Annotated in this window: 9 protein-coding genes; 6 read left to right on the forward strand and 3 right to left on the reverse strand. The window is 57.4% G+C overall.

Annotation, left to right across the window (positions count from 1 at the left end; all coding sequences use genetic code 11):
- Positions 1–227: 227 nt before the first annotated feature.
- Positions 228–1,304, reverse strand: coding sequence for a glycosyltransferase 61 family protein (locus BRAS3809_RS19865; RefSeq protein ID WP_240535718.1), 1,077 nt, complete (start codon positions 1,302–1,304; stop codon positions 228–230).
- A 301-nt stretch (positions 1,305–1,605) separates the two neighbouring features.
- Between BRAS3809_RS19865 and BRAS3809_RS19870 the strand changes: the two genes are divergently transcribed.
- The 3 genes from BRAS3809_RS19870 to BRAS3809_RS19880 all read left to right on the forward strand — a co-directional run bounded on the left by BRAS3809_RS19870 (position 1,606) and on the right by BRAS3809_RS19880 (position 6,579).
- On the forward strand, positions 1,606–1,845 hold the full coding sequence (locus tag BRAS3809_RS19870; protein ID WP_008963846.1) for a hypothetical protein: 240 nt from the start codon (positions 1,606–1,608) through the stop codon (positions 1,843–1,845).
- 78 nt (positions 1,846–1,923) lie between these two features.
- Positions 1,924–3,432, forward strand: coding sequence for an O-antigen ligase family protein (locus BRAS3809_RS19875; protein ID WP_008963847.1), 1,509 nt, complete (start codon positions 1,924–1,926; stop codon positions 3,430–3,432).
- A 51-nt stretch (positions 3,433–3,483) separates the two neighbouring features.
- Positions 3,484–6,579, forward strand: a complete 3,096-nt coding sequence (locus BRAS3809_RS19880) for a hypothetical protein (protein WP_008963848.1) — start codon at positions 3,484–3,486, stop codon at positions 6,577–6,579.
- 34 nt (positions 6,580–6,613) lie between these two features.
- On the opposite strand, the gene BRAS3809_RS35970 is transcribed toward BRAS3809_RS19880, so the two are convergent.
- Positions 6,614–7,348, reverse strand: coding sequence for a class I SAM-dependent methyltransferase (locus tag BRAS3809_RS35970; RefSeq protein ID WP_139017385.1), 735 nt, complete (start codon positions 7,346–7,348; stop codon positions 6,614–6,616).
- A gap of 265 nt (positions 7,349–7,613) precedes the next feature.
- Between BRAS3809_RS35970 and BRAS3809_RS19890 the strand changes: the two genes are divergently transcribed.
- Both BRAS3809_RS19890 and BRAS3809_RS35000 read left to right on the forward strand, forming a co-directional pair.
- On the forward strand, positions 7,614–8,990 hold the full coding sequence (locus tag BRAS3809_RS19890) for an oligosaccharide flippase family protein (RefSeq protein WP_008963850.1): 1,377 nt from the start codon (positions 7,614–7,616) through the stop codon (positions 8,988–8,990).
- 30 nt (positions 8,991–9,020) lie between these two features.
- Positions 9,021–10,043, forward strand: coding sequence for a glycosyltransferase family 4 protein (locus tag BRAS3809_RS35000; RefSeq protein WP_240535719.1), 1,023 nt, complete (start codon positions 9,021–9,023; stop codon positions 10,041–10,043).
- A 25-nt stretch (positions 10,044–10,068) separates the two neighbouring features.
- On the opposite strand, the gene BRAS3809_RS34405 is transcribed toward BRAS3809_RS35000, so the two are convergent.
- Positions 10,069–10,785, reverse strand: a complete 717-nt coding sequence (locus BRAS3809_RS34405; protein ID WP_052523447.1) for a glycosyltransferase family A protein — start codon at positions 10,783–10,785, stop codon at positions 10,069–10,071.
- 242 nt (positions 10,786–11,027) lie between these two features.
- Between BRAS3809_RS34405 and BRAS3809_RS35005 the strand changes: the two genes are divergently transcribed.
- The coding region (locus tag BRAS3809_RS35005) for a glycosyltransferase 61 family protein (RefSeq protein ID WP_240535720.1) at positions 11,028–12,076 on the forward strand (1,049 nt) is incomplete at its 3' end.

Raw genomic sequence — 12,076 nt, forward strand, 5'->3', positions numbered from 1 at the left:
CTGCCGGTCAGCCATAGCGCTATGGCTACGGCCGAAAGTCCTAGGGACATTTTGAAGCGGAACCCCATATGCCTCTCCTGAACAGTCGGAAGTACGGGCCATTTGAAGTGGCACCGGCTTGCGCCGCCGACGGATCCGCCAGCGACGTCGAATATGCTTATGATTATCTCGATTACCCTTGACGTCCACAAGTGATTTTGGATGGACGTTGTCGCTACGGAAGACGGTTATCCAGCCTGAGTTTCAATGCGATTGAGCATGAGATCGAGCGTCCGAAGAATATCTGATGGTGCGAACATATAACCATCATCGACCATTTTCCCCACGGTGAAGCCGAACCAGATGCCTGCCGCTTCAGTCCAGCCGCGATGAAAGGCCAGAAAACGATCGGGGGGTTGCAGCAGAAGAAGGCCGCTGTCCTCAGGCATCGAGAAGATGCCATGACTGACGTGGCTGCCTTCCATTGAGACCACGATCTTTGCTCGCGAGAGCGCCTCATGGATTTCAGCAAGGGTCATCGTTTCCAAGTCGATGGCGACGAATCCATTCTGTTCCAAGCGTCGGACGAGCTCGTCCTCGTGTTGAATCACACGAAGCATGCCGGTCGTGCCGCGCCTAAAATAGATGAGGTGCTCTCGTTTCTTCGGTGTGCTTTTGCAGGCGCGCTCCCGCAACATGCGTGTCAATGATCGACGCAGGCTGTTCTGGTGAATTCCCCAATAGAAGTCCTGATAAACGGCGAGGTCCTTCACAACAGCGCGACTGGTGAATGAACATGTTTGCTGCAGCTGCGCCTCGTAGAAGGCGCGGTGATCCGAATAGATTGGTAGGGGAAAGCAGAGCGGCTCGCCAAACTCCTGGGCGAGTTCGTATTGCAGGCTGTCGTCGACCAGCCAGTGGCCGAAATAGCGTGCGGCGAGATGTGACGTGGCGAGGCCGGCTTGTTCTATCCGGCGGATCTCGCGGTCGCGGAACTGCGAGCGCGCCGCGATGAAGGCCTTGAAGGTCCCGTGATAGACCGAGCCGTCCACAATGATCGCGTCGGAGATGCGATACGCCGTGGTTGGACTCGCCCTCAGAATATCCGCTGCGGCAGCGGTCAGCTCAAGAGCGATCGTTGTGCCGTCGGCGGTGCCGACGATGCTGTCGGTCTGTCCAGGGAGGACGATCGCTGGCCGCGCCCGAAATGTCTCTTCGGAGCACAAAACGTCCTTCCGATGGGCAGCATGCTCCAGTTTGGCGCCGCCAAAAAGGCTCCGTTGAATATAGTTGACGTGGGGAACGAAAGGAATTGGAACGAGCAAATGACACCGTACTCTGAAGAAACACCGCCGCTTCTGCTATACGAAACGACCATGGATCAAAATAGCCGAAGTCGGAGATGGTGTCCCAATGTATGCCTCGCAGTCGTGGGCATCGCTTGGGAAGCTACCCGTTGAAGGTATGTGCGTGGTACTGTTCTCTCTCGGGTGGTGCGGATGGCGTATTGCCCCAGCTTGGCATTCCAACTCCTTCGAAGGATAGGGGGTGTGGAGCTCTCCGGCAACGGGTAGCCAGCACCGGCCGAGATGCGGTATTGAGGAGCTTGGTCGGTCGGAGGATAACATGAGGTTGAGAGCAATCGGTGTCGTTGTGGGGATGGTCGCAGCCGTGGTCGCGACCGCAGCCGACGCAGCCGTGAAGAGCCCCTGGCGCGTGGCCGAGAGCGGGAACGCCTGCCTCATCAATTGTGCCAGCCAGAACGATGCCTGCAAGCGGGTCTGTCCGACCTCCTACAACGGCCCGTGCCTGAGCGCCTGCGACAACCAGGCCCAGTTCTGCCAGCAGTCCTGCCAGCGCAAATAGATCCGAACCCGCCGGTCTGAGCTGACGTCATAAGTACCGCCGGATCATTATCCTTCTCTTGACCAGGCGAACGTCGCAATGCCGAATACATTCGCCTATGTCGCGCTGCTGGTCTGGCCGGTCGTGGCCATCGTGCTCTATGCCACGCGGCCGGTGGTCCAGGCGACAGTGTGGACGATGCTGGGAGCGCAGCTGCTGCTCCCGGTCGGGACGTTCTTCAAGATCCCGATGATCCCGCAATTTGACAAGTTTTCGATCCCAAGCCTGTGCGCGTTCGCCGGCTGCATGTTGGCGACCGGCCGTCCCGTCAGGCTATGGCGGAGCTTCGGCCCGATCGAAGGCTTGATGCTCGTCTTCCTGTTCAGCCCGGTGGTGACCTCGCTCTTGAACGCCGATCCGATCTATGTCGGCCGCTCGGTGATTCCGGGCGTCGGCCTGTATGACGGCCTCTCCGCCGCCTTGGCCCAGTTCATCGCCCTGATCCCGTTCCTGATCGGCCGCGAGTTCCTGCGGCGCATGGAGGATGTGCAGGCGGTGTTCGTGGCTATGGTCGTTGCGGGACTCGGCTATTCGCTGCTGCTGCTGTTCGAAATCCGCATGAGCCCGCAGCTGCATTTCTGGTTCTACGGCTATTATCCCAGCGACTTCATCCAGCAGATCCGCGAAGGCGGCAGCTTTCGGCCGATGGTATTCATGGGCCACGGGCTGATCGCAGGCTTCTTCGCGATGAGCGTCACGGTCGCGGCCGCGGTGCTTTGGCGAGCCAAGGTCGTGGTGGTGCGCTCCGCTCCGGCCGGCGCCATCACCTTCTATCTCGGCGTCGTCCTGGTGCTGTGCAAGTCCGGCGCCGCGCTCGTCTATGGCGTCGTGCTGGTGCCGCTGGTACGCTGGATCCAGCCGCGCCTGCAGGCCAAGGTGGCGATGATCCTGGTCGCGCTGGCCTTGACCTATCCGGCGATGCGGATTACGGGCGTGTTCCCGACGAACATGCTGTTCGATATCTCCTCCAGTATCAATCAGGATCGCGCCTATTCGCTGAAATTCCGCTTCGACCAGGAAGACCAGCTGCTTCAGCATGCCGCCGAACGTCCTGTGTTCGGGTGGGGCCGGTTCGGGCGAAACCGCATCCATCTGGAGACGTGGGAGGGACTTGCGGGCGACGCCAGCGTCACCGACGGCCGCTGGATCATCACGCTGGGGCAGTTCGGGCTGATCGGCTTCATCGCCGAATTCGGGCTGCTTGGCGCGCCAGTGTTCTTCGCCTTGCGCGCATTGCGCAAAACCAGCTTATTTCGCGATGCCGTGCTGCTGGCCGGCCTCGCGCTGCTGACCGCGGTCAATGTCGTCGAACTGCTGCCGAACTCCACGCTCAGTCCCTGGTCTTGGTTGCTTGTTGGAGCGCTGCTCGGGGCTTCGGAAGCTTGTGCCACGAGAGTCAAGCAGCGCAAGCCGCGCGTCGCGCCGCCGGCAGAAGTGCCTGTAATGGCAGAGCTTAGCGAACCAGTCGTATTTCCTGACATGCCGGACCGTAGCCGCATCAGGGTCCGTCACATGCCCGTAAGGCCCCGCAATGGTCCCATCGGTTGACCAGGGCTGCAGTTCAGATTGAATGCGCGTTTTGATGAAGGAATAATAGCGATGCTGGATCGCCGTCAGTTGCTATCCGGGACAGGTGCCCTCGCATTGACCGAGCTTCTTCCGTCAGCTGCATCGGCCGTTAATACTGACGCCGGCCGGATCGTGATCAATGCTGTTGCCGGTTACGCCAATCTGGTCAAAGGATTCAATTTTTCTGCTGACCCGGGGAACCAGGACGCGAACGGCTGTCCAATACGCACGCCCGCACGCAGCCTCACGGCCAACCCTTCGTTGCCCGAGGGTTATTTCGGTGATTTTGTCTGGAAGTTCCGCGGCCGCGGTTCGATGCAATTCTCGCCCGGCGCGATCATCCGCAACGGTGGCCAGAACATCGTCGGCGTCACCGGCAATACCGGAGAGACGCCCTACAACACCACGATTCTCGACAAGACCAATCCCCGCGTGGTTCTGACCTTCGGCGCCAACATTCTCAACATGTCGCCCTCACCGGTCGACAATGGTGCCGGCGGCCGGCGGGTACGCCTGACGTTCAGGCCCGGTTATGCCAATTCGGCCAGTCCGGTGATCAAGGTGCAGGCGCTGGCCGGGCGCGGCCAAGCGGCCGCGGCGGGCATCTGGAAATGCGTGCGGATCGATCCGAACACCTTGGATCTGGTTGCCAATGCGCTCACGGGAGAGCCGGCAGCCTGGGATCCGAACGATCCCTATCGCGGGCCCGGCGGTGAAGCGATTTGGCAGGCGACAAATATTGCGGTCTACATCCTGGCGCAGGGGACGTTCTCAGGATTCAGCAATGTCGTATTCTGCAAGGCAGAAAATGAGGCGCTCGTCGATTCCGGCGCACTCGTCGATCCGCTGTTGATCGAGCAGATGCGTTATCTGCGGCCTTCCTGGCTGCGGTTCATGGATCTCACCGGGGTGCAAGCCAGCTACGAAAACGACTTCGCGCAACGCGTCCCGGCGGCTAGCTTGTCCTATCCTGGGCCTGGCGGGCGGTTCGTGCCGGATTATTGGGTCGGCAGCATCAAGCGGGGTGCCGACGATGCTTATTCGTGTGTGAGCCGATCAGGGTTAGGCGCGGGGCGCTACCGGGATAACGAGGTAATTCAAGGAGTTCTCGATTTCCCAAACACAGGTGTCAATCCGACTCTGAATGTCGATGGTCGCGGCGCGAAGTATATTTACGCGTTCGGCGCACAATGTCGGATATTGCGGTTTTCCGGTGCCATTCCTTCATCTGGCACCAAGCTTGTCCTCCGCTTCTCCGCCCCCTGGCTCAATGGCGGAACTCCGTACGACGTCGCGTATATTGTCGGCTCTGGCAAACGCTATTCGGACTCGACGTTCATCGGACTTAGAGCGAATCTGATGGACCTGTTCAGCTCTGATGCCGTGTTGAAGGGCAAAGTGAGTGTCTGGAATTCTGGGGACCTAAGTTTTTTTCCGATTACACCGCAAGCGGGAGGTATTTCGATCGACTATGTGTCGGGGCCGACCGGAATGTTCTGCCGCATCGGTCGATTCGATCCATACGGTCTCGCAGCTGGCCAGAACAGAATTCGCATGCGCTTCGGCGGCACTGTTTCTAATGCCGAGATCGTCTCGTTGACTTTCAGCCGAGCTGATCTGCCAGGCGGTTCATATACATTATCGTACGAGATCAGGATCGGCACCGATAAGACACTTCAGGCTTTGTGCTCGAGTCTCAACCAGGCCATCAATAATGACGCCGTCTTGAAGCAGGCGGGAATCTCCGCCTTCCCTCATGGTCTGCCGCCAAACACGCTGGACATTCAGCAAGCCGACACCTGGGCCGGCGATGGTCTGTCGCTGTCGCTGCGGAGTACAGGTGCAGTGTCGGCGACCTTCGGCGAGGGCGGGGCCACTGGGACATTCATCTACAGCTATTTGCTGGACGGCTGGATCTGGCGTCCCGGCGGCATGCTGCAATCCATCCCATTCGAATATATGGTAGAGTTGTGCAACGCCACAGGCGCCGGCTGTTGGATCAATTGGCCGATCAACACCAACGCGCAGTTCATCACCGATGTCACCAATTACTTCCGGGACAATCTTAAGCCGGACGTGAAGTTCGGCACGGAAGTCGGCAATGAGATGTGGAATTTCGGCCAATCGCCCTGGGGAAGGGCCATGTCGAAGGGCTTCTGTTTGGGGTTTGCCTCCGGCAGCAACAATCCGAACTACAGCATCACGGCGCTTCGAACGAAACAGTATGGCGATCTCACCATCGCGGCGTGGACGGCCAAGCGCGCCCGCGCTCAACTTTATCTCTTCAATCAGTCGGCAACCTGGGATCTTGGCAACACCAGCATGTTCCAGTTCAAGGGCGGCAGTCTGGATGCAACGGCCAATCGCGTCTATGCCGCGCATGGCGGGCTTGGTGGTGGACCTGCTCCGTCCTACAACGCCGCGCCAAACCGGCCGATCGATATTTGTGATGCCATCGGCGTCGCGCCCTATTGGGGATCGCCATGGATTGCGGGCGACGTGAACTATATCAAGGGGGCAGCGATTGAGAACGCGCCATTGCTGCAGGCCGCCAAGGATCATGCCGCCGGCAATGTCGGCGCTGCGTACACCGCCCTGTCGGCTCAGATCTATGGAGCGGTGAAACGAAGCTCGCCTGGTGCCGGTGGCATCACGTTCGACCATTATAAGACGAAGGTCTATACTCAGCTCGAGCAGGTTGCTGCGTCATTCGATGCAGGCCGATCGCGCAAGATGGCGGTGATTCATTATGAGGGGGGGCCACAGTTCGGGGTCGGCAATATCAACAATGGCACCAATGACGCGGTGACCGACGTTCCGGTCCTCGCTGCCAGGATCAAGTCGCTCGGTTGGAGCGTCTCTGCGTACACGGTGAGCGGCCGAGACGACGCTACCGAGATGGCGTCGCAGATTGTCGAGATGATCTACCGATACAAGTTCAGCCCGCAATACAAGGCGCTTTACAAGCAGGGATTCGCCGACGTGGTTGCTGCACATCCGGGTCGCGAGGCAGCCGGTGCGCAATACGGCTATGAGAGATCGCAATGGGGGCTGTTTCCGCGCGGCTACGGGGCCGAGCATTATTCAAGCTATGACGCCATCCATGAGTTCAATAACGGAGGTTGAGGTCGCACCCGCTCGGACCGAACTGACTGGCTCGTCACAGCCTCGGCTTGTCATAAAGCGTCGTCTGGATGATGCCGCCAAACTCATTCACTTCGCAGAGAATGCGGACATTGTCGGCTTTGAGATTGAAAGGAGGTTCTGTCAACACCAGGCCAGATCCGAAATTGACGCGGTGATCGGGGCCGGCGGCCTTGTCGAGATTGGGAATGAAACCGGAAAAGCCCGGAATGTGCTCGGTGATGATCGCATAGCTATAATTGCATAGCTTTGGCACGATTTGTGCCACCTGGCGATTGTTGAGATGCTGAAGCACCTGTCGCACCAGCACGACGTCACCTGGCGGCAAGTCATCCGTCACAGCGTCGCACACAACGAACTCGATGTTCGGATGTTTGCGCTTGTTCTGAGCGATGACGAAGTCGACGACGTCGCAGCCGACGTAGCGTCCGGCGCAGGCCACGAGCTGGCTGCCAACGTAAAAATCGCCACAGCCCATGTCAACAATGGAAGGGCTGCTGAGGCCACTCAGGAATTTCCTCACTGCTTCGACGTAGGGATTGACGATACTGGGATCTCGACTTCCGCTTCCCGAGTATGGACCTGTCGAGAGGCGTCCACCCCATACTTTCCTTCGGTAAATCTCGGAGAAAATAATGCGTGGATCCTGCTCAGCAGCGGTCGCTTTCATCCCGGTGGCGTGCGGAAACAGCCTGTGCAGGGCTCTCCGGCCGGCAGACTTGATATGGGACTTGAGTTGATAAAGCTTCACAGCCGCTAGAACGCTACGATAATCGACACAAGGGAATTTCGCATTATTCTAGGGCAAAGTGCCCCATTTTGCAAAGTCAGCTCGGGAACGGCGATTCGTCACGTGTGCCGATGAATCCGAACTGGGCTGGATTGAAGGATTTGCCGCCGTTGTTGACTGCAAGTGCTTGATGGTGGTCGGCAACATGCTATGCAGGCGTCCACCAGAGCGAATTGTTGCGCGCCTCGACCTGTTCCATGATGACGGGCCTGCCGGAAGGTAAATAATGGCGTTTCTAACGGCGGGCCACCCGCAGTCCCTGAAGGCTCGCGTGCTTCGCGCGGGAAGCTGGACACTGTTCGGGTATGGTGCCGCGCTCGTCATGAGGCTGTTCGGGAACCTCATCATGGCCCGCCTGCTCGCTCCAGACGCCTTCGGTCTGATGGCGATCGCGACCACGATCAACGTTCTCGTTGGACTGTTCAGCGACTTAGGTATTCGACAGTCAATCATACAAAGCAGCCGAGGCCAAAACGCGGTCTTTCTCAACACGGCTTGGACCGTCCAAGTCTTGAGGGGGTTATGGATCTGGATCGCCTGTATGGCGGTCGCGGTCGGCCTGTACGTCGCGCGTTTGATGGAGTTGCTGCCAGCGGACAGTGTGTATAGCAATCCGTTGCTGCCGGCGATCATTGCCGTGGGATCGTTCTCTTCGGTGATCCTCGGTCTTCATTCAATGAAGCTGCACTCTCTGAGCCGTAGTCTTGATCTCAGCCGGATCACTCTCATCGAACTAATTCAGATGGTCGTAAGTTATGCGGTTGCGATCGGATTTGGCTGGCTTACTCATTCTGTCTGGTCGTTTATCATCAACGGTCTGGTTGGTTCTGTTGTCTATACGGTGCTGACTCATGTCTGGCTGACGGGGCGCCGGGACCGGTTTTGCTGGAATCGCGATGCGCTAACAGAGATTCTGCGGTTCGGCCGTTGGGTCTTCATCTCGTCGATCATTGGCGTGCTAGCGATGAATGGCGATAGGCTAATGCTTGGTGCCTGGATCACGGCAACCGCCTTGGGATTTTACTCGATCGCCTCGGGCTTGAGTTCGATGGTGGACGGTATCGCGGGCCGTTTCTTTTCGAATGTATCGCTCCCCGCACTCGGGGAGATCGCGCGCGAGCGGCCTCAGCTATTCTCAACGCGCTATTTGCAAATGCGGTGGGGAGCGGATGCCATCTATGTCGCTGCGGCCGGTTTTCTTTTTGCAACAGGGGGAAAGATTGTCTCTATTCTTTACGATCCACGCTATCTGCCTGCGGGCGAGATGCTGCAAATTCTCTCCTTCAGCTTGCTCTTTTCCCGCTTCGCGCTCGCTCAGAATGCGTATGTAGCGCTAGGAAAGCCAAACTACATTGCTGCGCTCAACGCAGTGCGAGTGGTCTCACTTTTCACGTTGGTGCCGCTGATGTACTATTTCTTCGACGTGAAAGGGGCATTGATCGGCCTGGCGACATATCTGGCGCCCACTCTCCCACTGATTTTCTGGTTCAATCGCAAGCATGGCTTAAACAACCTCGTTGTTGAGATAGGGTCTCTCGCAATTTGGCCGTGCGGCTGGCTGGCTGGACAGCTCTTTCTCACGCTGCTGTCGATTGTGCGTTGATTGGAACGCTCCAACCAGAGAGAGGCCGCCATGTCGAACACGACGGTTGTTTGCTGTGCCGAGATGTCCGATCCGAATTGGACCTGGGTTGCGCAGCACTTTCCAAGCGCAGGGCCGAGATTTGTATTCGCGATATGCCGGCGAAGAAAGATCGATAACTATATCACGGCGGTTAACCTTGGCCGCGTGCTGGGTGCTCTCGATGGCGTGATGAAAGCGAAGCAAGTCAAGGCGGATGTATTGGTAACGCACGGACCGGCTCTCGCTGCGTGGTGTGCATTGTTCTCATGGTTGTTGAGGTCAAAGTCTATTATTCTTGCTCATAGTTTCAACTTTGCCAGCGTTCCACGAGGGCTTAAGCGAGCTGTTTTTCGGGTGTTGTTGGCGCGCGTCGATGGGTTTGTCGTATTCTCCAACGTAGAGCGGGAGATCTATTCGGAGGCGTTCGACGTCCCGATCGATCAATTCCATTTTGTTCACTGGGGGATGGCGAAGCCTGCCACGACACCCTCGATTATTCCTGCGGAAGACTACGGATATATCGCTGCAATCGGCGGCAACGGTCGCGATTACAAAACTCTTGTTGCGGCGGCCCGGCTCCTGCCGGATATCAAATTTGTCTTGGTTGTCAGACCCGAAAATCTCTATGGACTTGAACTGCCAAGAAACGTGTTTGCTCGCGTCGATATAGCGTTCGGTGAGGCAATGGAAACCTTGCGACTCGCTCGCTTTATGGTTCTTCCGCTGAATCCTGGCGAGGTGCCGTGTGGTCATATCACGCTTGCTGCAGCTATGCATCTTGGAAAGGCTATCATTGCGACGAGTTCGCCTGGGGTATCTGACTACGTCCAAAATGAGGACAATGCGATTAGCGTCAAAGCTGGAGCTGTTGACGAGCTTGTTGGCGCAATTAGGCGTCTATGGGGTGACAGCGCTGCGTGTGAGCGATTCGGCGAAAGAGGGCGGATGTTTGCGGAGGAAAATTGCACGGAAGCTGGAGTGGCCAGGCAGTTTCGTTCGTATCTTGTGAGTCGCGGCCTTTGTCCCCAGTGAATATGTGTGCGTCTTTCTGAGGTCTCTACCGTCCCAGCCGGAGTCTGCGCGCGATGCCGATCGGCGGAAGCCCTAACAGAGATCGTAGATATGGTGCCCATCTGAGTCCGTCATAATCGCATATGACTGTCTCGGTGGCTCCCTTGATCTTGTCTGAAGACAGCGACTCTCTGGCGTACTTGTAAGAAAGAAAATCATTAAAGCGCAGAATATCTTCCCGTTTACTCTGCTCGAGCATCTGCGCATAGACTCTCCGGGCAAGCTCAGGCCGAAATATGAGGCCTGAGGTATCCAGTTGTCCAACCTGGAGCGAATAGACTGACGCGCCAGTCGGAGGGATGATGGTCGAGTTTCGTCGAACGCCAACAATCAGGAGTTCTGGCCGGTCTGCTTTCTCGATCTCTCTTGCGATCTGGTCCAGGGCGTCCTTTCTGTAGGCATTGTCGTCGTCCCAAAACACCACGTAGTCGGATATGAAGCCGCTGTTGGCGAGGTGAGTCAGGCCGGCGAGACGTGGGGTCGCGCCGCAGTCGTTCGCTCGAGAGTTGGTTTCTAGATAGGAAACGCGGCTGTCACGGATCGTATATCGATTTACGAGCGACTGAATCTCGACATTCGGCCCGTCGTGGACAACGAGCAGTCGCCAATTTTCGTAAGCCTGCCGGATTGTGCGACTGAGGTGACGGTTGAGCAGGGTTGGGCGGTTAAAGGTCGGCGTGATGATTGTGAAGCTAATGGTCATCTTTGATCGCTGCCCAGCAGGCCATTTGGAAGAGCGGACGTCAGTGCAGGCATTGGAGATGATATATACGAGGCACACAGGGATCTGCAAATTGCAGCGCGTCTAGCGCGTTCCGAGCAGAATTCCACTATTCAAGGTGTTTGAATCACATTCGAGTTCTTGCTAAATAAGGCAAGACCATAGTGGATCGTGATCCTCCAGGGAGGCAGGGAGGCAGGGGGGCGGAGCGGCAATCGTTGAAGGTGCTTTTCAGGAAGCTGGCCTCGGCTCGCTCTAATGTCTTTTTTCTATTGCTGTGTGGGAGCATCGATCGAGCCACCATGCTCGCGTTCCACGGGTCCATTTGGTGCAGGCGTAAATTGGCGAAGGTGCAAACCGCCGTCGCGGGAGAAGTGAAAGAAATCAGTTATTTGGGGTGGCTGTCATTATGGGTGTCAGTCTTTTATTCGAAAGCAGCTGCCGCATCTCTCGGATACTACTTCACCAGGATGAGGCGGGGACCAGCGCCTGGGCTCGGAGCTCTCGCCAGCAGATCAATTCAGATCTGCCAGGGAAGTCGACTGCCGGCGATCAGGCCGTTCTTTCGTGAAGAACACGCCAGAAGGATCGCGGATGGTCCTTGGCTCTCTGCCGAGAAGCTTCGAAATGAGCTCGCGATGTCACGCGAAGTCGAGTTGCGGCCGCTCTATCTGCACGAGTTTCGTGATGCATTCCTTGTTGATGGTTCGATGTATATCGGGGCGCGGGCACGGATCGAGCTGCGATCCGGGCTGGAACGGCGCGCCTTTGCCAGGAATTTGAGCGTGCTGCCGCTCCAACCTCACCACGAGTTTTCCGAGGCGACACTGGGGGCTGGAGTGGCTGGGTCCACATGGTTTGGTCATTGGCTCGTGGACGAGCTTCCACTTCAGATGATGGCGAGTAAATTAGGCCCTATCATTGCGCATATGAGGCCGGATCACAGAGATGAGCCAGCTTATCGGAAGATCGCAGATGTCGAAGCTCCGAAAAGAGTCGGTACAGCATGGGTAAGAAGGCTCCGGATCATTGACGAGTTCGCACAAAATGCGAGCAAGTTCCGAAGATATGCGACCATCCGAAGTCGCATCTTGGATGGCACAGAATCACGGCGTCGAGTTTTTGTTAGCCGGGGAAATTGGGGAAATCCACGAACGATTGCGAACGAGGCAGAGATCCAAGATAGGCTCCGGTCGGAGGGGTTCTCGACTTTAGACATTTCGGTCGCCTCCTTCGAGGACATTCGTGCCGTCTTGAGCGGAGCGGATCTCGT

Source organism: Bradyrhizobium sp. STM 3809, from assembly GCF_000239795.1.
Classification (GTDB): domain Bacteria; phylum Pseudomonadota; class Alphaproteobacteria; order Rhizobiales; family Xanthobacteraceae; genus Bradyrhizobium.